Origin of the sequence: Enterococcus sp. C53 (assembly GCF_040887425.1) — a bacterium.
Classification (GTDB): Bacteria; Bacillota; Bacilli; order Lactobacillales; family Enterococcaceae; genus Enterococcus_B; species Enterococcus_B hirae.
In genome coordinates this window covers 122,788-145,265 of sequence record NZ_JBFOFT010000007.1, presented here as the reverse complement: position 1 = coordinate 145,265, position 22,478 = coordinate 122,788, and the positions used below count along the sequence as shown (strand labels likewise).

18 protein-coding genes and 1 other annotated feature (1 of these 19 running past the window's edge) are annotated in these 22,478 nt (G+C 38.3%); of the genes, 15 read left to right on the top strand and 3 right to left on the bottom strand.

Annotated features, from left to right (window positions below; translation table 11 throughout):
- Nucleotides 1-196, top strand: a binding site (T-box leader); it begins 45 nt to the left of the window's first position.
- Between the two features lie 47 nt (nucleotides 197-243).
- The 5 genes from AB3I42_RS10220 to AB3I42_RS10200 all read left to right on the top strand — a co-directional run bounded on the left by AB3I42_RS10220 (nucleotide 244) and on the right by AB3I42_RS10200 (nucleotide 6,178).
- Nucleotides 244-2,889: a valine--tRNA ligase gene (locus AB3I42_RS10220; protein ID WP_010738067.1), complete on the top strand. Its 2,646-nt coding sequence runs from the start codon at nucleotides 244-246 to the stop codon at nucleotides 2,887-2,889.
- Between the two features lie 215 nt (nucleotides 2,890-3,104).
- On the top strand, nucleotides 3,105-4,418 hold the full coding sequence (locus AB3I42_RS10215; RefSeq protein WP_181914342.1) for a folylpolyglutamate synthase/dihydrofolate synthase family protein: 1,314 nt from the start codon (nucleotides 3,105-3,107) through the stop codon (nucleotides 4,416-4,418).
- A complete protein-coding gene (locus AB3I42_RS10210; RefSeq protein WP_010718726.1) occupies nucleotides 4,408-5,064 on the top strand; it encodes an HAD family phosphatase in 657 nt (218 codons plus the stop codon). The genes AB3I42_RS10215 and AB3I42_RS10210 overlap by 11 nt, the downstream gene beginning before the upstream one ends.
- Nucleotides 5,065-5,121: 57 nt before the next feature.
- The gene (gene radC, locus AB3I42_RS10205; RefSeq protein WP_128479331.1) at nucleotides 5,122-5,814 is read left to right on the top strand and encodes a DNA repair protein RadC; all 693 of its coding nucleotides are present in this window, start codon (nucleotides 5,122-5,124) and stop codon (nucleotides 5,812-5,814) included.
- 163 nt (nucleotides 5,815-5,977) lie between these two features.
- Entirely contained in the window at nucleotides 5,978-6,178 is a 201-nt protein-coding gene (locus AB3I42_RS10200; RefSeq protein ID WP_010718724.1) for a cold-shock protein, read from the top strand.
- A 165-nt stretch (nucleotides 6,179-6,343) separates the two neighbouring features.
- Here AB3I42_RS10200 and AB3I42_RS10195 read toward each other — a convergent pair whose 3' ends face one another.
- The gene (locus AB3I42_RS10195; protein WP_010718723.1) at nucleotides 6,344-8,026 is read right to left on the bottom strand and encodes a ribonuclease J; all 1,683 of its coding nucleotides are present in this window, start codon (nucleotides 8,024-8,026) and stop codon (nucleotides 6,344-6,346) included.
- A 1-nt stretch (nucleotide 8,027) separates the two neighbouring features.
- Nucleotides 8,028-8,240 (bottom strand): DNA-directed RNA polymerase subunit epsilon, encoded by a 213-nt coding sequence (locus tag AB3I42_RS10190; RefSeq protein WP_010738064.1) that lies wholly within the window; start codon nucleotides 8,238-8,240, stop codon nucleotides 8,028-8,030.
- Between the two features lie 389 nt (nucleotides 8,241-8,629).
- On the opposite strand from AB3I42_RS10190, the gene efrA reads away from it, so the two are divergent.
- The 4 genes from efrA (at nucleotide 8,630) to AB3I42_RS10170 (ending at nucleotide 15,391) form a co-directional block, all read left to right on the top strand.
- On the top strand, nucleotides 8,630-10,360 hold the full coding sequence (gene efrA / locus AB3I42_RS10185) for a multidrug efflux ABC transporter subunit EfrA (RefSeq protein ID WP_368022476.1): 1,731 nt from the start codon (nucleotides 8,630-8,632) through the stop codon (nucleotides 10,358-10,360).
- Nucleotides 10,357-12,123 (top strand): multidrug efflux ABC transporter subunit EfrB, encoded by a 1,767-nt coding sequence (gene efrB / locus AB3I42_RS10180; RefSeq protein ID WP_368022475.1) that lies wholly within the window; start codon nucleotides 10,357-10,359, stop codon nucleotides 12,121-12,123. Before efrA ends, efrB begins: the two co-directional genes overlap by 4 nt.
- A gap of 643 nt (nucleotides 12,124-12,766) precedes the next feature.
- A complete protein-coding gene (locus AB3I42_RS10175; protein WP_368022474.1) occupies nucleotides 12,767-14,239 on the top strand; it encodes an immunoglobulin-like domain-containing protein in 1,473 nt (490 codons plus the stop codon).
- Nucleotides 14,240-14,902: 663 nt separating this feature from the next.
- Entirely contained in the window at nucleotides 14,903-15,391 is a 489-nt protein-coding gene (locus AB3I42_RS10170) for a gamma carbonic anhydrase family protein (RefSeq protein WP_010718718.1), read from the top strand.
- Nucleotides 15,392-15,477: 86 nt separating this feature from the next.
- Here the strand turns inward: AB3I42_RS10170 and clpP are convergent, their stop codons facing one another.
- A complete protein-coding gene (gene clpP / locus AB3I42_RS10165; RefSeq protein ID WP_010718717.1) occupies nucleotides 15,478-16,071 on the bottom strand; it encodes an ATP-dependent Clp endopeptidase proteolytic subunit ClpP in 594 nt (197 codons plus the stop codon).
- 178 nt (nucleotides 16,072-16,249) lie between these two features.
- Here clpP and AB3I42_RS10160 point away from each other — a divergent pair, with 178 nt between their 5' ends.
- The 6 genes from AB3I42_RS10160 (at nucleotide 16,250) to glnA (ending at nucleotide 21,990) form a co-directional block, all read left to right on the top strand.
- Nucleotides 16,250-16,777, top strand: coding sequence for a hypothetical protein (locus tag AB3I42_RS10160; RefSeq protein ID WP_010718716.1), 528 nt, complete (start codon nucleotides 16,250-16,252; stop codon nucleotides 16,775-16,777).
- 359 nt (nucleotides 16,778-17,136) lie between these two features.
- Complete coding sequence (locus tag AB3I42_RS10155) at nucleotides 17,137-17,871, top strand: glycerophosphodiester phosphodiesterase (RefSeq protein WP_010738061.1); 735 nt, start codon at nucleotides 17,137-17,139, stop codon at nucleotides 17,869-17,871.
- A gap of 7 nt (nucleotides 17,872-17,878) precedes the next feature.
- A complete protein-coding gene (gene miaA, locus AB3I42_RS10150; protein WP_034867320.1) occupies nucleotides 17,879-18,805 on the top strand; it encodes a tRNA (adenosine(37)-N6)-dimethylallyltransferase MiaA in 927 nt (308 codons plus the stop codon).
- The gene (gene hflX / locus AB3I42_RS10145) at nucleotides 18,795-20,027 is read left to right on the top strand and encodes a GTPase HflX (protein WP_034867322.1); all 1,233 of its coding nucleotides are present in this window, start codon (nucleotides 18,795-18,797) and stop codon (nucleotides 20,025-20,027) included. The genes miaA and hflX overlap by 11 nt, the downstream gene beginning before the upstream one ends.
- Before the next feature lie 199 nt (nucleotides 20,028-20,226).
- Complete coding sequence (locus AB3I42_RS10140; RefSeq protein ID WP_010738058.1) at nucleotides 20,227-20,619, top strand: MerR family transcriptional regulator; 393 nt, start codon at nucleotides 20,227-20,229, stop codon at nucleotides 20,617-20,619.
- Nucleotides 20,620-20,649: 30 nt separating this feature from the next.
- On the top strand, nucleotides 20,650-21,990 hold the full coding sequence (glnA, locus tag AB3I42_RS10135) for a type I glutamate--ammonia ligase (RefSeq protein WP_010718711.1): 1,341 nt from the start codon (nucleotides 20,650-20,652) through the stop codon (nucleotides 21,988-21,990).
- The last annotated feature ends 488 nt before the right edge of the window (nucleotides 21,991-22,478 follow it).

Genomic DNA, 22,478 nt, shown 5'->3' with positions numbered 1-22,478 from the left:
GAGAGAACGAGATGGTGAGACGTTCTTAGGAGAGACTAGTGAAGGTAGCTTGGGAGTTTTTATCTTGAACCCTTTATCGTGTACAGCAAACCGATAAAACCTAGAGATAAACGAGTCGTGATCGTTAACTCACATGAGAGGTAGTAGGAAACTGCTACAAATTAGGTGGTACCGCGTAAATCAATACGTCCTAAAATACGAAAGTATTTTAGGACTTTTTTTATTTTTAAGGAGGACATCAGTATGACGGAAGAAAAAAATCTATCAACAAAATACAATCCGCAAGAAGTTGAAGCTGGCCGTTATGAAAAATGGTTGGAACAAGATTTGTTCAAACCAAGTGGCGATCAGAAAGCAAAACCCTATTCAATCGTAATCCCCCCACCAAATGTTACAGGAAAACTTCACTTAGGACATGCCTGGGATACGACTTTACAAGACATGCTGATTCGTCAAAAACGGATGCAAGGCTTTGATACCTTGTGGTTACCTGGGATGGACCATGCAGGGATCGCTACACAGGCAAAAGTAGAAGAAAAGCTTCGTCAACAAGGGATTTCGCGTTATGACTTAGGACGTGAAAAATTTGTGGATCAAGTATGGGAATGGAAAGAAGAGTATGCAAGCCATATCCGTGAACAATGGGCAAAAATGGGCTTATCTCTCGATTATAGTCGTGAACGTTTTACACTAGATGATGGCTTGTCAGAAGCTGTTCGTAAAGTATTCGTGACACTTTATGAAAAAGGCTTGATTTACCGTGGTGAATACATTATTAACTGGGACCCACAAGCACGCACTGCTTTATCGGATATCGAAGTGATCCACAAAGAGATTGAAGGTGCTTTCTACCACATGAGCTATGAACTGGCTGATGGTTCGGGTGTAGTGGAAATTGCAACGACTCGTCCAGAAACTATGCTAGGTGACACAGCGATTGCTGTACACCCAGAAGACGAGCGTTATCAAGCGTTGATCGGCAAAAAAGTAATTTTACCATTAGTAAATAAAGAAATTCCGATTATTGCAGATACGTATGTTGATATGGAATTTGGAACAGGCGTAGTGAAAATTACACCTGCGCATGATCCAAATGACTTTGAGGTAGGTAACCGTCATGATCTGCCACGTGTAAATGTGATGAACGAAAATGGAACGATGAATGACTTAGCTGGAAAATATGCAGGTATGGATCGTTTCGAAGCACGTAAAGCGATTGTCTCTGATTTGAAGGAAATCGGACGATTGATCAAAATTGAAAAAATGATCCATAATGTTGGGCATTCAGAACGTACGGGAGTAGTCATTGAACCACGCTTGTCCACACAATGGTTTGTTAAAATGGCTCCATTAGCTGAGAAAGCAATGAAAAATCAAGAGACTGATGATGCAGTTGAATTTTTCCCACCACGTTTTAATCAAACATTTTTACGTTGGATGGAAAATGTTCACGATTGGGTTATCTCTCGTCAATTGTGGTGGGGACACCAAATCCCGGCTTGGTACCATAAAGAAACGGGTGAAATGTATGTAGGGATGGAAGCTCCAGAAAATAGTGAAGAGTGGGTACAAGATCCAGATGTATTAGATACTTGGTTTAGTTCAGCATTATGGCCTTTTTCAACGATGGGATGGCCAGATGAAAATAGTGCTGATTATCAACGCTATTTCCCAACAAGCACATTAGTAACTGGCTACGACATTATCTTCTTCTGGGTTAGTCGAATGATTTTCCAAAGCTTAGAATTTACAGATCGTCGTCCGTTTGAAAATGTTTTGATTCATGGGTTGATTCGGGACGAACAAGGACGTAAGATGAGTAAATCTCTTGGAAACGGCATTGATCCAATGGAAGTGATTGAAAAATATGGCGCTGATGCCTTACGTTGGTTCTTATCAAACGGTTCAGCACCTGGTCAAGATGTCCGTTTCAGCTATGAAAAAATGGATGCAGCTTGGAATTTCATTAATAAAATTTGGAATGCTTCACGTTTTGTTATTATGAACAGTGAAGGCATGACAGTTGAAGATATTACGCTAACTGGCGAGAAAACTGTGGCAGACCGCTGGATCTTGACACGTCTAAATGAAACGATCGCTAAGGTTACTGAACTCTTTGATCATTTTGAATTTGGGGAAGCTGGGCGTCAGTTGTATAACTTTATTTGGGATGATTTTTGTGACTGGTATATCGAGATGAGTAAAGAAGTCTTGTATGGTGATGATGCTGTCTCAAAACAAACAACACAAAGTATTTTGGTGCATACGTTAGATCAAATTTTACGTCTATTGCATCCAATTATGCCATTTGTTACTGAAGAAATTTGGCAACACATCCCACATCAAGGTACTTCTTTAGTAGTTGCTGATTATCCGGTGGTTCATCCGGAATTTAATGATGAAACAGCTTCAAAAGGGATGGAAGTACTCAAAGAACTAATTCGTTCCGTACGTAATATTCGTTCTGAAGTGAATACACCATTATCCAAACCAATTACATTAATGATTAAGATCAATGATCCGAAAATCGGTCAATTCTTAACAGAAAATACCAGCTACATCGAGCGTTTCTGTAATCCAGAAGAGCTAACGATCTCAAGTGAAATCGTTGCGCCTGATCTAGCAATGTCAGCTGTATTGACAGGGGCAGAAATTTTCTTACCATTAGCAGGTTTGATCAATATCGAAGAAGAAATCAAACGGTTAGAAAAAGAACTAGCGAAATGGACAGATGAAGTGAAACGAGTACAAGGAAAATTAGGCAATGAACGCTTTGTTGCCAACGCGCCAGAAGAAGTGGTTGAAGCAGAGCGGGCAAAAGAAAAAGATTATTTGGACAAACAAGCAGCAGTTACAGAAAGAATCCGCAGCTTAAGAACCATCCAGTAATCTGACATTCGAACAATCGTACAAATGCAAAAGAGAGCGGAAAGTAGTTGAAAAACATTTCCGCTCTCTTTTTAAGTAAAAAGCAAGACGTCAGCAAAAATAAGTAGAATCAGAATTGGCTATTCAGTATTTCTTCTTCTTTTACATACACTACGTCTTTTCCTGTGTTTCCGGTTGCTTTTTGCTATAATAAATATGGAATGGGGGAAACGTTGATGAAAATAGAAGAAGCAATCGCCTGGATCCATAGCCGCTTGCCATTTGGCTCTCGTCCGGGACTAGATCGAGTGGAGGCATTATTAGAGATAGTCGGGCATCCTGAAAAACAGGTGAAAACGATCCATATCGCAGGAACCAACGGAAAAGGTTCGACGGTTACGTATCTGAGATGTCTACTAGAAGAAGCAGGTCTGACAGTGGGGACATTTACTTCGCCGTATATTGAATCTTTTAATGAACGAATCTCGATCAATGGACAAGAAATTCCAGATCAAGACTTAATCAAGCTTGTACAAAAATACCGACCACTTGTTGAACATTTGGATCGATTTGAAGCAGTTGCCGGAATCACTGAGTTTGAAACGCTGACAGCAATGGCATTTGATTATTTTTTGTGTCAAAAAGTCGACGTTGCTATTATTGAAGTTGGGTTAGGCGGTTTACTAGACTCAACGAATGTTGCCGTACCATTACTTACAGGAATCACCACGATTGGCTTGGATCATACGGATATTTTAGGAGAAACAATTGAAGAAATTGCTGCCCAAAAAGCAGGAATAATCAAGCAAGGGGTGCCTGTCGTTACGGGAAATATCGAAGAAAGAGCTTTAGAAGTAATCAAAAAACAGGCTAGACTAAGAAATGCCCCCCTTCATATTTTTGGCGAAAACTATCAAGTTACTTATCAACATCCAGCTGAGCAATGGGGAGAAGTATTTTCATTTCATAATGAGCATGGAAAAATGACCTCGCTTACGATTGGCATGATTGGACAACATCAGACAGAAAATGCTGGTATGGCAATTGAACTATACCAAGTTTACTGCAAGATGACAGGAATACCATTTAGTGAAAAAGAAATTCGCAAAGGGCTGAAAAAAGCGCACTGGCCTGGACGAATGGAAAAATTAAGTGAAGAACCTTTTGTTATTTTAGATGGCGCTCATAATACACATGCAGTCAGCCGTTTGGTTCAAAATTTGAAGAAAGAGTTCAAAGATTATCGGATCAATATTTTATTTTCTGCACTAAGTACAAAAGATGTAGAAGCAATGCTAACCCAATTAAAAGCAGTTCCTAATGCGCATTTGTATTTGACGACGTTTGAACACCCGAAAGCATTGGATTTAAGTACCGTGGCTGATCTTGTAGATGAAACAGTTTCAATTGTTTCATTATGGCAATTTGGTTTAGCTGAAATATTAGAAAAAATGACCAATGAAGATGTCTTAGTGGTTACAGGTTCCCTTTACTTTATTTCTGAAGTACGAACACTATTGTTACAGTTAGGAGGAAAAAATGAATTATAAAGCTGTCATTTTTGACATGGATGGGTTACTCTTTGACACAGAAATCGTCTACTATGAAGCCTCGCAAATGGTTGCTGATCAAATGGGCTTTCCTTACGACAAAGAATTGTATTTAAAATATCTAGGTGTATCAGATGAAGAGGTTTGGGCAAATTATCATCAGATCTTTGCAAGTTTTGGGAAAAACAATGTTCAAAAATTCATTAATGATGCTTATGAAGAAACGATCAGACGGTTTTCCTTAGGTGCAGTGCAATTAAAACCAGGAGTAATCGAATTACTGGACTTTTTAGAAGAACACCGAATACCTAAAGTTGTCGCTTCTAGTAACCAACGTCATATTATTGAGCTATTATTGGAAAAGAACCAACTGACAAACTATTTTGAAACGATTGTTTCAGCAGAAAATGTCAAACGTGCTAAACCTGATCCAGAAATCTTTTTGCTTGCCCATGAATATCTAGGAACGAAAAAACAAGAAACATTGGTTCTGGAAGATTCTAAAAACGGGATACTTGCAGCAGCAAGTGCGGAGATCCCAGTGATCATGATCCCAGATTTGTTGGCTCCTTCAGAAGACTTGCAACAAAAAACGTTAGCAGTTTTATCTTCTCTACACGAAGTACCAGGATATCTAAAAAAATAAAAATAGCTCCCCCCTTTTTTCGTATCTTATTAGTGAGAAGAAGAAAGGGGGGATTTTATGGAAAAAAATTTGCTGGATGCTGTGCCAGCAACCTCACTTCCAAGGGAGCGAATGTTGCTTTACGGAGAGAAAGCACTCTCTGATCAAGAATTACTTGCTATTTTATTACGCACGGGACAGCATCCCTATAATGTCTTGGAACTAGCAGGTAATTTGTTGAAAACATTTGGTGGACTTGCACTGTTAAGACAGGCAACGCTGTCTGAGCTGGAAAAAATACGAGGAATTGGTCAGGTTAAGGCTCTTGAAATCAAAGCACTGATCGAGCTAGGAAAAAGAATCCAAACACAGCATGTAGCGGTACAACCCACGATCCATGCCAGCTATGAATTAGCGCATCAATTAATCATAGAATTAAAGGATCACAAACAAGAACATTTGATTTGTATTTATTTGGATACTAAGAATCAAGTATTGTTGAAAAAAACGCTATTTATTGGTTCCCTGGATCAAACGATCGCACATCCAAGAGAAGTGTTCCATTATGCTGTTCGATATTCTGCAGCGAGAATTATTTTAGTTCATAATCATCCATCGGGGAATGTTCTTCCATCTAAACAAGACTTGCTTTTTACTAAAAGAGTTCAAAAATATGGGGAGATGATGGGAATCGATGTCTTAGATCATTTGATCATTGAATGCAAACAGTATTTTAGTCTGAGAGAGGAGGGATTGATGGAAGAGGAATAAATTGAATAAGTGGAAGTAGCTTTCTTGCAAAAAAAAAGAACCAAGTGTACAATTATATTGTAATTTTGTTTGGGAATAGAAGTTGAAACATCTGTTGCACCTCTATCGTACGCGAGCAATGTTACAATCAATTAAGTGCTTAGGCACGAGGAGGGTATTATTAATGGAAAACGGAACAGTTAAATGGTTCAACGCTGAAAAAGGATTTGGTTTTATTTCACGTGAAGACGGAAGCGATGTTTTTGTTCACTTTTCAGCTATCCAAGGTGACGGATTCAAAACTTTAGAAGAAGGTCAAGCAGTGACTTTTGATGTTGAAGAATCAGATCGTGGCCCACAAGCTGCTAATGTTGAAAAAGCTTAAGTAGAGCGAGTAAACTAAATAAGTGTTGTTCACCTATTTAAACATGTTAAGAGCGTAAGTGATTACGCTCTTTTTTGTTACAAAAAAACTTATAATGGACAACTGCGCCGAACTTTACCCATCTATGTAGGTAGTCGGCGCATGCAGCCATCATAAGTTTTTCATTTATTTTTCTTCATCAGGTGTCATCACCATTGGAAGGATCATTGGATGTCTTTCTGTTCGTTCAAATAAGAAAGGTTGTAAAGCGCCTGTCATGGCTTCTTTCAGTTTATGTTCAGAGCAATCAGGAGCATTTAACACTTCACGCAATGCATGAAAAAGGATGCGTTGCGCCTCATTGATCATCTCACCTGATTCACGCATATAAACAAAGCCACGTGATAAAATATCAGGTCCCGCTAAAATTTCTTTCTTTTTGATGTCGACAGTAGCAACTGCCAGAACTAGTCCTTCTTCAGATAACAAATGACGGTCTCTCAAAACAACATTTCCAATGTCACCGATCCCGCTACCGTCGATATAGACGTCACCGGCAATAAAATGTCCGGCTGGACGAGCGGTTTCGCTAGTCAAAGCCAACACATCTCCATTTTCCATAATAAAGCAATTTTCAGCAGGTACACCGGTATCTTGAGCAAGGGAAGCATGGATCTTCAACATTCTGAATTCTCCGTGGACTGGAACAAAGTATTTAGGCTTCATCAAACGAAGCATCAGCTTTTGTTCTTCTTGACCACCGTGTCCAGAAGTATGGATATTGTTGATTTTCCCATGAATGACTTCTGCACCAGCTTCAGATAATAAATTGATCAAATGGTTGACGCTGGTAGTATTCCCAGGAATTGGTGAGCTTGAGAAAATGACGGTATCATCTGGTTGGATCTGGATTTGGCGATGGGTACCATTAGCAATACGACTTAAAGCAGCCATCGGTTCACCTTGAGAACCAGTACATAAGATCATCGTTTCATTCGCAGGTAATCGATTGATTTCATGTGCATCAACGAAGGTTCCTTCTGGGACTTTGATATAGCCTAAACGTTGGCCGTTAACGATCGCATTTTCCATACTGCGTCCAAAAACAGCAATTTTTCTGCCGGTAGCAACCGCTGCATCTGCTGCTTGTTGTAGACGGAAGATGTTTGAAGCGAAGCTGGCAAAAATGATCCGACCTTCGATTTTCTCAAAAATCTTTAGGATCGAAAGACCAATCGTTTTTTCTGATTTTGTAAATGTTGGGATCTCAGCATTTGTACTGTCTGATAGCAAGCAGAGTACGCCTTCTTCACCGATCCGTGCCATTTTGTGCAGGTTAGCAGGTTCACCGACTGGGGTGAAATCAAATTTAAAGTCACCTGTTGCAACGATATTACCAGAAGGTGTTTTTACAACGACACCCAACGCATCAGGGATACTATGGGTTGTTCTAAAAAAACTGACCGATGTTTTTCTGAAACGAATCACGGTATCTTCATTGATTTCATGCAATTGTGCATCTCTAAGCAATCCGTGTTCATCCAACTTATTGGTAATCAGTGCAAGCGCTAATGGCCCAGCATAAATAGGGATATTCGCTTGTTTCAACAAATAAGGAATGCCACCGATATGGTCTTCGTGTCCATGCGTGATCACCAGTGCTTTCACTTTGTGTATATTTTGAACGATATAGTTGTAGTCAGGAATTACGTAGTCAATCCCAAGTAGATCATCTTCTGGAAACTTGATTCCAGCATCAATGATAATAATCTCATCTTGGAATTGTACCCCATACGTGTTTTTCCCGATTTCACCTAATCCACCAATAGCAAAGACGCCTGTCTCATTATTTTTGATGGAAAGTTTCATTTTAAAACTCCACTAATGTGAATTTAGCATTTTCTTTTTCGTATTCTAGATGACTGCCTTCTAGAAGTTGAACGAATTCAATGTTGTATGGGGTATTTTCTTCCACTTGTTGACGTGCGTCAACATCACTATTTGCTTCAATGTAAAGTGATTTTGTTTCTTCCCGTTTAGGATTACGGATTTTTGATTCTTGATAATATACTTTGTAAATCATGTTTATGTCTCCTTTATCTGCATGTCGCAGTAATTTAGCTAGTTGATTTTTTTTAGACAACACAAAACGAGGGGTCAAGCCACCTGTTTTTTGATATGCTTTGATTAAAATGAGCGATTCTAATCAAAGAGACAAGCCTCGTTTTGCTTCTCTGTTCGGAAATTTTTTCAACCGTACCTTCTGTATGAATTCATACAATAGTTAATTGCTATTTTAGCATAAAAAAGTGGATAAGTATAGAAATCAACAAGGTGGAAAGGAAAAATGTTTTTTATCATTTAAATGTAATAAAAAAAATTTTTGATGAGAGAGGTGTTCTATATACTATAGGAGTGTGCTATTATTTTTATTAATAGCTAAATTTATTCTAATTAAAAGGAGATGAGAGTTTGAATTTGATGTGGCACTATACCATGCGCTATAAGAAATATTTGTTATTAAATTTCATCTGCGTATTTGGTTTTATTTTAATTGAGTTAGGCTTACCAACGATTTTAGCTCGTATGATTGATGTGGGGATTCGTAACAACGATTTTGGTTATGTGAAACAACAAGGGATCTTGATGGTTGTAATCACTGTGGTTGGGATCATTATGAATATTCTATTAGGCTATTTTGGTTCACGGATCACGACGAACATCGTTGCGGATATTCGTGACGATCTATTCAAGAAAATCCAGAGTTATTCTCACCAAGAATATGAAACATTAGGGGTTGCTTCGTTGATCACGCGTACGACGAACGACGCTTATCAAATTATGCTGTTCTTACAAAATATCTTACGGATCGGATTTATGACACCGATGATGTTTGTTGTCAGTCTTTATATGGTTATGCGGACCAGTGTTTCATTGAGTTATTATGTGATCGGAGCGCTACCGTTTTTACTACTTTCAGTGGTTGCGATTGCGAAATTTTCTGAACCGTTATCAAAAAAACAACAGAAAAATTTGGATAAGATTAATAGTATTTTACGTGAAAATCTTTCAGGATTACGTGTTATCCGGGCATTCGTTAATGAAAAATTTGAAGAAAAACGATTTGCGAAAGTTAATGATAACTATACAAAAAGCTCGAAAAGCTTGTTTCGTTTAATGGCTGTTGCACAGCCTGGATTCTACTTCCTGTTTAACATTGTAATGGTCTTGATTATTTGGAGCGGAGCGGTTCAAATCGATGCTGGTTCTCTTCAAGTGGGGGATCTGATTGCATTTATTGAATATATTTTCCATGCATTGTTCTCCTTCATGCTGTTTGCAAGTGTCTTTATGATGTATCCACGGGCAGCTGTTTCAGCAGGGCGTATCCAAGAAGCATTAGATGCCTCACCGTCGATCAAAGAAGATCCAAATGGTGTATCTGAAACAAAAACCAAAGGATATATTGAGTTTAAGAATGTGACATTTGCTTACCCTGGACATTCACAAGAACCCGTGATCCGTAATGTGAGTTTTACTGCTTCGCCAGGAGAGACAGTCGCATTCATCGGTAGTACAGGTAGCGGGAAGTCAACGTTGATTCAATTGATTCCTCGATTTTACGATGTAAGTGATGGGGAAATCCTTATTGATGGCGTAGATGTCAGGGACTATCGCTTGAGTAAATTAAGAGATAAAATTGGCTTTATTCCTCAAAAAGCATTGTTATTTACTGGAACGATCGCAGATAATTTAAGATATGGAAAAGAAGATGCTACGCAAGAGGAGATGGAGCGAGCAGCTGAAATCGCACAAGCAACGGACTTCATTTCGAAGAAAACGGATGGGTATGATGAACTTCTTTCCGAAGGTGGAGCTAATTTCTCTGGAGGACAAAAGCAGCGTTTAGCGATTGCCAGAGCTATTATTCGACGTCCGGAAATCTATATTTTTGATGACAGCTTCTCGGCACTTGATTATCAAACGGATGCAAAACTTCGAGCTCGCTTGAAAAAAGAAACGACCGAATCAACGGTGTTAATCGTGGCGCAGCGAGTGGGTACGATCATGCATGCTGATAAAATCATCGTCTTGAATGAGGGAGAAGTCGTAGGTATCGGGACACATCGTGAATTATTAGAAAACTGTCCAATCTATTATGATATCGCAGCTTCGCAATTATCGAAGGAGGAATTAGCATGAAACAAACATTATCTTCCTTAAAACGATTAGCTCGATACATCAAACCTTATCAGTTAGCATTTTTCTTTGTGCTGTTGTTTACTGTTTTGACGGTGATTTTCAACGTTGCTTTACCCTACGTTGTCGGATTGCCAACTACTGAGATCAGTCACAATATTGCAAACAACGAAGCGATTAATTTTTCTTATATTTTCAATTGTTTGATTTGGATCACGATCGTGGGCGTTGGTTATTGTGTTTCGCAATTACTTTCAGGTGTTTTGATGACGAATGTCGTGCAAAGTGCAATGCAAGATTTGCGAAGAGATATTGAAGAAAAAATCAATCGATTGCCTGTTTCTTATTTTGATAAAAATCAACAAGGAAATATCTTATCTCGGGTGACGAATGACGTAGACGCAGTCAGTGGAGCGTTACAGCAAGCGTTTATCGGTGTGGTGAATGCTATTTTAGGGATCACACTGGCAGCAGCGATGATGTTTTATATCCAGCCATTGATGGCGTTGATCTCGATGATCATGATTCCTGCATCTATCTGGATTTCAAAACGTGTGATCAATGCTTCGCAAAAATATTTCCAAGAAATGCAAAATTCGTTAGGGGATTTAAATGGTTATGTCCAAGAAAATATGACTGGTTTTAGTGTGTTAAAAGTTTATGGACGTGAGCAAAAAACGTTTGAAGGATTCAAACAAGTCAATCATCGATTGAAACATTATGGATTTAGAGCAGCCTTTATATCTGGATTGATGATGCCCTTAGTTCAGTTGACCGCATATGCTACTTATATCGGTATGGCTGTATTGGGAAGTTTTTACGTCATTACGGGTGTCATCGTTGTGGGGCAATTACAAGCATTTATCCAATATATTTGGCAAATCAGCCAGCCAATGGGGAATATCACACAGTTATCTTCTGTATTGCAAAGTGCATCTGCGGCTACCAGACGTGTCTTTGAGATTTTAGATGAACCAGAAGAAAAAGAAAATAAAGTGGATGTCACTTTACCAGAAACAGTAGCAGGAAATGTTTCATTTGAACATGTTGATTTTGCTTATGACCCTAAAAAACCGTTGATTCAAGATTTGAACTTTGAAGTAAAAGCTGGTCAAACAGTTGCGGTAGTCGGACCAACCGGTGCAGGGAAAACCACTCTGATTAATTTATTGATGCGTTTTTATGATGTGAGTCATGGGGCAATAAAAATCGATGGTATTGATACTAAAACGATGAGACGTAGTGATGTCCGCTCATTATTTGGGATGGTTCTTCAAGATGCTTGGCTCTATGAAGGGACAATCGCTGATAATATTCGTTTTGGTAAATTAGATGCGACGGATTATGAAGTCGTTGACGCAGCAAAAACAGCTAACGTTGATCATTTTATTCGGACAATGCCTGATGGGTACGAAATGGAAATCAACGCTGAAGGTGACAATGTTTCGTTAGGACAAAAGCAATTATTGACTATTGCCAGAGCCGTGGTTTCTGATCCTAAAATCTTGATACTTGATGAAGCTACTAGTTCTGTCGATACTCGTTTAGAAGCATTGATCCAAAAAGCAATGGATCGTGTAATGGAAGGACGAACAAGTTTTGTTATTGCTCATCGCCTTTCAACGATTCGTGATGCGGATTTGATCTTAGTGATGGATCAAGGACAAATTATCGAAAAAGGAACGCATGAAGGGCTGTTAGCTCAAGGCGGATTCTATGAAAAACTGTACAATAGCCAATTTGCTGAAGATGTTGCTGATGCTTGATACCGATTAAAACACGAGGTTGTGAAAGAAGCGAACAGCTCCGATGACAATAAGAAAGAATTTTTTGAAACAGCTTCTCATGTTTTGAAAAATTCAGGCTTATTTCAAGGAGTTGCTTCTTGAACACCGTTTAAACCAAGAGGTCGTGAAAGAAGCGATCAGCTCCGAGCAAATAAGAAAGAATTTTAGAATAGAGAGACTGAGGAAAAACTTTCCTCAGTTTCTTTTAGTATCTCTAAAAATCGAATAAACAGTGAGACAAAAGTAGCATCAAGAAATAAGAAGCACCAAGTAGGTAACAATCAACAGCAAAAAACGAGTGTTTATGCTTCTTGTCAATTTTCGGAAATCCCTTCTTATTTCTTGATGCGAAACATTTTTGTCTCACCTCTTTTTTTATTTGTTGGACTACTATACAAAATAAAAATAATAAGATCTGAGCGTTACGATAATTTTGTAGTAGAAAAAAGATCAAGGGAGGCGAAATAGCATTCAAAAATGCTTCTACTACTGGATGCTTGCTAGTAAATGAATTTTACGCGTAATTGTTTACTAAAAGAATGAAAAGAGATGGTGAAATGCAGATAGAACGGAAAAGGATAGTGTATAAAAAATAACTATATGAATGGGAGTGTTATTTATTATGAACAAAAAGACCTTTTATAAAAAAGTATGTGCAGGAACTATTGGATTAATTGGGGTAAGTGTTGTTGGATTGTCAGTAAATGCAGAAACTAGTAATGTTTTAGTCAATAAAAATATTGCTATCTCCCAAAATGTGGATCAAAATAATTTTGATTTGAAAGACATCGTCGCATTTAATGGAAATGCCGTCCAACTTGATTCCCATACAGCTCGTCTTACTCAATCGAAACAATTTCAAAAAGGAACAATATCTGGAATCGTCTCCCTTGATATGAACTATGATTTCTTGTTGGATATGGATGTCAATTTAGGTGATAATGTAAATGGTGCTGATGGGGTAGGTGTGGCTTTCTACCAAGGAGCAATTGGCGACATTGGAGCTAATGGTGGAGGTCTAGGTATCAGAGGCCTGAAAAAGGGAATTGGATTTGAATTGGATATCTATTCTAAAGCGCCAGATAGAGATGATGCGGATACTTCTTTCAACCATGCTCAAATGGTTGGTGCTCATGGAGGCTTTGTTTCAACAGATGCCAACAGCGGATTTTTAACCGCTTTAGCTCCTATGCAACAAATTAAATTCACGCCAAATACTTTTAAAAAATTAACGTTAAAATGGAATAGCAAGCAACAACTTATTACTGCAGATTATGATGGGCAACATTGGGAATTGAAAAATCCAAACATCGATAAATCAAAGAAATATACTTTTACGATTGGAGCTGCAACAGGAGAACATTTCAATACGCATACTGTCAGAATCAATCAATTTGCAGCAGTTTTTGAAAAACCAGAGTTACATGCAAATGATATTGAAATTTTGCACGATGAGTTATTTGATCCATTTGACAAACGAATCAATCTAAGTGCTTATGATCGTGTTGACGGAGACATCACAGACAAAATCAAAGTGGTAGAAAACAACGTTGATTCCTCTATTCCTGGAAAATACCAAGTCACTTATGAAGTGAAAAATAGTGTAAATGAAGTGGCTAGAAAAACGATTAATGTAACGGTGAAAATCAATGATACTTGGCCTGACGGACAAACTGCTGGATGGAAAATGTTCTCAGGAGATGACATTGAACTAGTGAAAGACCCTGTGAATGCTTTAGTTGGTGACTATACTTTCTTTGCTGATCAGCATGCTAGTGTATATAAAATCTTTAAAGGTAGTGAAGCTTTAGAAGAAAATGCTACTTATCGAGTAACTGTTTATGTGAAACCAGTGGTCGATATGTTGAGTGACCATTATGTAAAAGTGGCATTGAAGGAAGATACTTCGTCTAAAGATAGTCGTGAACTCCTTAACACCACATTGATGAGAGATGGGGTTTTAGAAGAAAAAGGATACTATCGACTTACAACTACTTTTAAAGTAAATAAAGGAGAAACAAGCCCACTAATCAATGTAGAAAACTATAAAGCTGGCTATATCGGCTCAATCAATATTTCTAAAGTAAATGGATAAAATTTAGCTACCAGTTTAGATAGCATATAGATAAAAGGAAAGAGCTTGGAACACGAAAGATTGTTCTGAGCTCTTTAGTTGTGTAAAAACGAGAGGTTGAGACAAAAGTGTTCAGCATCAAGAAATAAGAAGGAATTTTCGAAAATTGACAAGAAACACAAAAACTCGTTTTTGATGTTGATTGTTACCTACTTGGTGCTTCTCAAATTTTTGGTGAATTTCGGCAAATTTTCCGAAGATGCTACTTTTGTCTCACCGTGAATAAGAGGTCGTGAAAAGAGTGTCTTGACCTGAGCGCTAAGGATGAAAATCTCGAAACAGCTCCTCATGTTTTGAGATTTTTTGACTTATCGCCGAAGGTCAGCTCTTTGAACACCGTTTAGCAAGAGGCTGTGAAAGAAGCGTTCAGCTCCGAACGAATAAGCGATGATTTTTTTAAATAGCTCCTCATATTTTAGAAAATCATCGCTTATTGTTGAGGAGTTGCTTCTTGAACGCCGTTTATTCGTTTTTAGAGATACTAGACTGAGACAACTTTTGTCTCAGTCCCTAGAGAGTAGGCGTGCTTTAAGGGACTATGAAATAATAGCTGCCAGTCTTTTTGAAGGAGAAATCCATCTTCTGCTATAATTGGAAATAAGCCAAAAAAGGAGATGTGTAAAAATGAGTCAAAAATTTATTGCACCGAATGCAACTGTTGTTGGCGATGTAGAGCTCGCAGAATCGGTCACAGTTTGGTATCAAGCGGTGATTCGTGGGGATAGCAATACGGTTAAAGTTGGAGCAAGAACGAATATTCAAGATGGTACTGTTATTCATGTGGACCATGATGCACCAGTTGAAATTGCTGAAAATGTAACGGTAGGACATCAATGTATGCTTCATGGTTGCACCATCGAAAAGGGCGCGTTGATTGGTATGGGATCAACTATTTTGAACCATGCAGTGATCGGTGAAAATAGTTTGATTGGTGCTGGTTCTTTAGTGACCGAAGGCAAGGTCATTCCGCCCAACGTATTAGCGTTTGGTCGGCCAGCTAAAGTCATTCGTCCTTTAACGGAAGAAGAGATTGAAAAGAATCGCCAAAATATTCAACATTACGTTGAACTTGGAGAACAATATAACGAAGGAAAGTTTAAAGAACAGCATTGAAAAACCGTGCTTTCGTTCCAACTGAAAAAAGGACGATGAGCCGCTCAATCGAGCAGTCCCATCGTCCTTTTAGTTTACAAATGATATTAGTTTAATCCAGCACTGTTTTCCATCACTTCATCAATCAAACCGTATGCTTTCGCTTGTTCAGCAGTCATGTAATTATCACGGTCGGTATCTTTTTCGATCACTTCAAGAGGTTGACCAGTACGTTCTGCTAAAATTTTGTTCAAGCGTTCTCGTGTTTGTAAAATGTGACGAGCAGCGATTTCGATTTCTGTCGCTTGACCTTGTGCGCCACCAAGTGGTTGATGGATCATGATTTCAGCATTTGGTAAAGCAAAACGTTTGCCTTTTTTACCTGCTGTCAGTAAGAAACTACCCATAGAAGCAGCCATACCCATCACAATGGTTTGGACATCTGCTTTAACAAAATTCATCGTATCATAAATCGCCATTCCAGCAGTAACAGAACCGCCAGGAGAGTTGATATAAAGATAAATGTCTTTTTCAGAATCTTGTGCATCTAGGAAAAGCAATTGAGCAATGATCGAGTTTGCAAGATCATCAGTCACTTGACCACTTAACATGATAATGCGGTCTTTTAATAAGCGTGAATAAATATCATAAGCTCGTTCGCCACGAGAGGATTGCTCAATAACTGTAGGGATTAAATTCATAATTTGGTTCCTCCTTAAGTTCTTTACAAATAGTGTAACACAAATTCATTTCTTCTACCTAAAAAGTAGTATACATTCTTGGTCAATAAAGGTCAAATAAAAAAATTTTAGAAAATAGTCTGTGCTTGCACGTTTATGTTATGATGAAATAGAAGAATACAGCAAGGAGGAACACTAATTGGTAGTTGGCATCGTAGGCTTAATTGGCGTTTTATTAGGAGCTATTTTAGTATATATCGGGATGGTTGTTCAGATGCGCCATCTTGAAAACAAAGAGCAACGAAGACGGGAGTTAGAATTAAAAGTCAAAGAGATTGAGACTTTGAATCAACTAAATAAAAAAATCAATGAAATCTTGCAAAAAAGAGCAACACTGTTAGATGAATATGTCAGCTTTGATGCATTTGATGATTGTTATATCACTATTGATGATTTTGCTTATTTACAGTCATTTGCTGCACAAAATAATTTTTATCTTCCAAATTACATCTTAGAGGAGTTGTTTAAAAACATTGCGCACCGTAAAGTCGTTCTTTCTCCTGACGAAACGATGAAAATAGGCGGTTATGCTTATAAAGGTGGACGTGTGATCTTAGAAAACTTCACGGATAATCTGACGGAAATGATCAATGAAAAAAAAGCGCAATTAAAAAGTGTCACGCGACAACCCATTGGCTTTTTCTCAAATGATAATGTGTGGAGCTAATTGTTTTTTGAGTTGAGATCGAAGAGGATCAAAAAACTTTTATAATTTGTAAAGGCAAGGTTGTGACAGAATTGTCTAGCTTTTAGAAATAAGCCGAAGAATCCAAAAGTAGTTCCTTATATTTTTGGTTTTTTCGGCTTATTTTCGATAGAGGGAACACTATGAATGAGAGAGGACTTTTTTATAGCTTTTCATATTTTAGAAAATCATCGCTTATTGCTGAGGAGTTCTTTATTGAATACCGTTTACTCATTTTTTAGAATGACAAGTCAACCTCATTCTTAGACATTCGAAGTATTACGACTTTTTCACAGCCTTTTTCCTATGGTACAATCAAAGAGACTGAAAGTGGTGATGAAATGGTTCAGATTTTTGCGCATCGTGGAAGTAGTGGTACCCATCCAGAGAATACATTGCCTGCGTTTGCCGAAGCGGTTCGAATAGGTGCAGATGGGATTGAACTAGATATTCATTTGACGAAAGATGAGCAGATAGTGGTGATTCATGATGAGGAAGTGGATCGGACGACGGATGGCAAAGGATTGGTACGGGAAAAAACATTAGCAGAGATAAAAAAGTTGAATGCAGGAAAGTGGTTCAATACAGAGTTTCAGGCAACAAAAGTGCCAACTTTGAAAGAGGTCCTGCATCTTTTTTGGGAAATGAATTATCGTGGAACGGTAATGATCGAGATTAAAACAGATAAATATGAGTATGCTGGCATCGAAGAAAAAGTAGTTCAACAATTAAAAGCAGTGGAATGGCCTTTTCGACATGCGTACTGCAGTTTTAACTTTCATACATTGGAACGAGTAGTAAAAATTGATCCTCAGGCACAGCTGGATCTTCTTTTAAGTACGTCACAAAAGAAAGTACAGTTAGCTGAAGATACTCCTTGGATAGAAGGGATTCATCCTAGAGGTGACTGGTACTTGGAGCATTTGCCATCCATGGAGACATTCCCCAAATCGATCAGATGCTGGACCATCAACGACGACCAGCAGATGGCACGATGTTTCGATCAACAACTAGATGCAATAATCACAGACTTTCCCCAAAAAGCATTTTGGATAAAACAAACAATGAAAAAGTAGGATGATAATGGAAAAAGTATTAGTAATCGTTGGACCTACAGCGGTAGGGAAAACAGCGCTTAGCGTGGAATTGGCTAAAAAATTTCACGGTGAAATTATTAGTGGGGATTCACTGCAAGTGTACAAAAAATTAGATATCGGGACGGCTAAAATAAAAACGTCAGAAATGGAAGGTATCCCTCATCATTTGATTGATGTCATCGAACCGAATGAAACTTATTCCGTAGCAGATTTTCAAAAAGCTGGACGAAAATTGATCACAGAAATCACAGAACGTGGTCGTTTGCCGATGATCGTTGGCGGAACAGGGTTGTATATTCAATCTTTACTTTATGATTTTCAATTGGGTGCAAAAGAGGAAAGCGTCACAGCAGTACGAAAAAAATATGAAGAATTAGCTGAAACACTCAGTAAAAAAGAACTTTGGGAGTATTTGAAAACAAAAGATCCGCTAGCAGCGGAAAAAATTCATTGGAATAACCAACGAAAAGTGATTCGAGCTTTAGAAGTATTTGAAGTGACTGGCTACAGTATCACAACACCGCAAGAGGAACCCGCACGTCTTTATGATTATTGTATGATTGGTCTTAATACCGAGAGAGCCTTGTTATACCAGCGCATCAATCAACGTGTAGATAGTATGTTAGAGGAAGGCTTATTAGAAGAAGCACGTTTTGTGTATGAACTTGGTGAAGTCCAAGCGAGTCAAGGTATTGGATACAAAGAATTTTATCCGTATTTTAAGGGAGAAGAATCTTTAGAAAACGTTGTGGAGCAGTTGAAGATGAACTCGAGACGGTATGCAAAGCGACAATTAACATGGTTTCGTAATCGTCTTGATGCACATTGGTTTGACTTATTAGCAGAGTCCAGTAGTATGGAGCAAATTGATCAATTGATCAGAACGTGGTTGGAGGAAAAAGATGACAAATAAAAAAGAAAAAGTGATCATCGTAGGCGTTGAGACAGAACAGAATCAACGATACTTCACAGAGTCGATGGCAGAATTAAGCAAGCTGACCAATACAGCTTCTGGGGAAGTTGTATTTACATTGACGCAAAAACGACCGCAAGTCGATCGTCAAACCATTATCGGTAAAGGTAAATTACAAGAATTGATCCAACAAGCGGATGCTCATGAAGCGGATCTGATTATCTTTAACCATGAAATGACCCCTCGGCAGAGTCAGCTAGTCTCAGAAGCAGTAGGAATCCCCATCATTGACCGAGTCCAGTTGATTTTAGATATTTTTGCCATGAGAGCCCGTTCGAAAGAAGGAAAGTTGCAAGTAGAGCTAGCTCAATTAGAATACCTTTTACCACGCTTAGCTGGACAAGGAAAGTCATTGTCTCGATTAGGTGGTGGAATTGGAACGAGAGGACCTGGGGAAACCAAATTGGAAACGGATCGACGTCATATCCGTAATAAAATATTAGGGGTAAAACGTGAGTTGAAGGCTGTAGAAGCGCATCGAGCGAGAAACCGCCAAAAAAGACAGTCTAGTGAAATCTTTCAAATTGGTTTGATTGGGTATACCAATGCGGGGAAGTCAACCATTCTTAATTTGCTTACGCAAGCGGATACGTATTCTAAAGATCAGTTATTTGCTACTTTGGATCCCTTAACAAAGAAATGGCGATTTGCAGAAGGATTTGAGATTACGGTTACTGATACGGTTGGATTTATTCAAGATCTTCCGACACAATTAATTGATGCGTTCCATTCAACATTGGAAGAAAGTCAATCCATGGATCTATTGTTACATGTAGTTGATGCAAGTTCGCCAGATCGTATTTTGCAGGAGCAGACTGTATTACAGTTGATGGCGGAACTAAAGATGGAAGAGATGCCTGTATTAACAGTCTATAACAAAGCGGATCAAATTGAACCAGCTTTATTTACGCCTTCACTCTTTCCCAATGTATTGATATCGGCGCAAAGTGCCGATGGGAAAGAAAAGCTCGTGCAAGCGATCAAACAGCAGTTGTTGGAATTAATGGTGCCATACACGCTCTTTGTACCCAGTCAGGATGGGCAAACGTTAAGTGCTTTACGAAGACAAACCCTCGTTTTGAAAGAGCATTTTGTAGAAGAAAAAAATGGATATGAAGTAAAGGGCTTTGCAAAGTCCACTTCAAAATGGCTGAACAGTTAAACGGTCATTGCCTCTTTCTTATCAGTGACCTTCGCATTTTATCTTTTTAAAAAAGTTAGAAAACTTGAGCAATCAATCGTTGCTCAAGTTTTTTTATAAAAAATTTTCTCTAATGTTAGAAAACCTAACATATGCGGTTGACAGCTGTTTTTTTGATTGGTATACTTTACCCAACTTGTTAAACGAAAGGGGACGTCTGATGGGAGAAAAGGAATTGCGCCGTTCAATGTCTGTATTTCCAATTGGTACAGTAATGAAATTGACAGATTTAACTGCACGACAAATTCGTTATTATGAAGAACAAGATTTTGTTCATCCTGAAAGAAGCGAAGGAAATCGTCGAATGTATTCATTAAACGATATTGACTTGTTGTTAGAGATCAAAGATTATCTTTCTGATGGATTAAATATGGCTGGTATCAAACGAGTTTACGAAATGGCTCAAGCCAAAAAACAGGAAGAAAAGAGCAAAAAACCGCTAACTGATCATGACGTTCGACAAATTTTTCGTGATGAGATATTGGCGCAAGGTGGGCTAAGTAAAACTGGGCATTATCAGTCGCAAGGAATGCAACGACAATTCTTTGACTGAATAATATAAAGAAAAAGAAAGAGGGATACCATGGTAAAGAAACAAATAACTGGTGATGAAATTAAACGAATCATTGAAGAAGAGAACGTTCGATTTTTAAGATTAATGTTCACAGATATCTTAGGAACGATCAAAAATGTCGAAGTACCCGTTAGTCAAATCGATAAAGTACTTGAAAACAAAATGATGTTTGATGGTTCTTCGATCGAAGGTTTTGTTCGTATTGAAGAAAGCGATATGTATTTGTATCCTGATCTTTCAACATGGATGATCTTCCCTTGGGAAAGTGATCATGGCAAAGTAGCTCGTTTGATTTGTGATATCTATAACCCAGATGGCACACCTTTTGCAGGTGATCCACGCGGGAATTTGAAACGTGCATTAAAAGATATGCGCAACCTTGGATTTACCTCTTTCAACTTAGGTCCAGAACCAGAATTCTTCTTATTTAAGTTAGATGAAGATGGTGGAATCACGACCACGTTAAACGATAAAGGTGGATATTTTGATTTTGCACCAACAGATTTAGGTGAGAACTGTCGTCGTGATATTGTTTTAGAATTAGAAAGCCTTGGGTTTGAAGTAGAAGCTTCTCACCACGAAGTAGCTCCTGGGCAACATGAGATTGATTTTAAATATGCAGACGTTGTGGATGCTTGTGACAATATTCAAACATTCAAACTAGTCGTTAAAACAATTGCTCGTAAACATGGGTTACACGCAACGTTCATGCCTAAACCATTATTCGGGATCAATGGTTCGGGGATGCACTGTAATATGTCCTTGTTCAATGATGAAGGAAATGTCTTTTATGACAAAGATGGCGATTTAGAACTTAGCCAAACAGCGTATCATTTCCTAGGTGGGCTATTGAAACATGCTCGTGCCTATACAGCGGTTTGCAATCCGACCGTCAACTCATATAAACGTTTAGTTCCAGGCTATGAAGCACCAGTATATGTGGCATGGAGCGGTCGCAATCGTTCACCATTAGTCCGTGTTCCAGAATCTCGTGGCTTATCCACACGTTTGGAATTGCGTTCAGTTGATCCATCTGCTAATCCATATCTAGCAATGGCTGTTTTATTACAAGCTGGATTGGATGGCGTTCGTAATGAAATCACGCCACCAGCAGCTGTAGATCGAAATATTTATGTGATGAACGAAGAAGAACGAGAAGAAGCACACATTCAAGATCTTCCTTCAACGATCCATAATGCAATCAAAGAATTAAGAAAAGACAAAGTGATGATCGATGCTTTGGGACAACATATCTTTTCAAACTTTGTCGAAGCAAAACGCTTAGAATGGGCGGCGTTTAGACAAACTGTTTCAGAATGGGAAAGAGAACAATATTTGGAATTGTATTGATTATCGCTACCCCATTAGAATATGAATAACTGGAGTTGGAGAGATCAATCTCACTTCATTCTAAAAACGAGTAAATGGGTTTTTAGCATCAGCTCCTTGAAATAAGCCTGAATTTTTCAAAACATGAAAAGCTGTTTCGAGATTTTCATCCTTAATACTCAGGGCAAACCGCTCTTTTCACAACCTTCTTATGCTTGATAAACAGGACAATAAGCCAAAATTTTACGAAAAATGAGTACGACTGAAAAGAAAGACAGTTTGTTTTAACTGATTTCTTAGTCGCTGAAGACTTATTTTAGGAAATTTTGGCTTATTTTGTTCGCGCATTGTTTGGTGAGTAACTTATGTGGTGGGACAACAAAAAACTCCTGAAGAATACTCTTCAGGAGTACGAGAATGAGAAACGGATGATGTTAAGTTATTCTGAATCACAAATAACTGGTTGGATTGTGTAATGAAATCATTCTCTACGAGTAGTATACAGCTAT

Bases quoted from the DNA above. Each gene is read 5' to 3' on its own strand.
- AB3I42_RS10220 (WP_010738067.1), top strand. From the start codon at position 244: ATGACGGAAGAAAAAAATCTATCAACAAAATACAATCCGCAAGAAGTT.
- AB3I42_RS10215 (WP_181914342.1), top strand. From the start codon at position 3,105: ATGAAAATAGAAGAAGCAATCGCCTGGATCCATAGCCGCTTGCCATTT.
- AB3I42_RS10210 (WP_010718726.1), top strand. From the start codon at position 4,408: ATGAATTATAAAGCTGTCATTTTTGACATGGATGGGTTACTCTTTGAC.
- radC (WP_128479331.1), top strand. From the start codon at position 5,122: ATGGAAAAAAATTTGCTGGATGCTGTGCCAGCAACCTCACTTCCAAGG.
- AB3I42_RS10200 (WP_010718724.1), top strand. From the start codon at position 5,978: ATGGAAAACGGAACAGTTAAATGGTTCAACGCTGAAAAAGGATTTGGT.
- AB3I42_RS10195 (WP_010718723.1), bottom strand. From the start codon at position 8,026: ATGAAACTTTCCATCAAAAATAATGAGACAGGCGTCTTTGCTATTGGT.
- AB3I42_RS10190 (WP_010738064.1), bottom strand. From the start codon at position 8,240: ATGATTTACAAAGTATATTATCAAGAATCAAAAATCCGTAATCCTAAA.
- efrB (WP_368022475.1), top strand. From the start codon at position 10,357: ATGAAACAAACATTATCTTCCTTAAAACGATTAGCTCGATACATCAAA.
- AB3I42_RS10175 (WP_368022474.1), top strand. From the start codon at position 12,767: ATGAACAAAAAGACCTTTTATAAAAAAGTATGTGCAGGAACTATTGGA.
- AB3I42_RS10170 (WP_010718718.1), top strand. From the start codon at position 14,903: ATGAGTCAAAAATTTATTGCACCGAATGCAACTGTTGTTGGCGATGTA.
- clpP (WP_010718717.1), bottom strand. From the start codon at position 16,071: ATGAATTTAATCCCTACAGTTATTGAGCAATCCTCTCGTGGCGAACGA.
- AB3I42_RS10155 (WP_010738061.1), top strand. From the start codon at position 17,137: ATGGTTCAGATTTTTGCGCATCGTGGAAGTAGTGGTACCCATCCAGAG.
- miaA (WP_034867320.1), top strand. From the start codon at position 17,879: ATGGAAAAAGTATTAGTAATCGTTGGACCTACAGCGGTAGGGAAAACA.
- hflX (WP_034867322.1), top strand. From the start codon at position 18,795: ATGACAAATAAAAAAGAAAAAGTGATCATCGTAGGCGTTGAGACAGAA.
- AB3I42_RS10140 (WP_010738058.1), top strand. From the start codon at position 20,227: ATGGGAGAAAAGGAATTGCGCCGTTCAATGTCTGTATTTCCAATTGGT.
- glnA (WP_010718711.1), top strand. From the start codon at position 20,650: ATGGTAAAGAAACAAATAACTGGTGATGAAATTAAACGAATCATTGAA.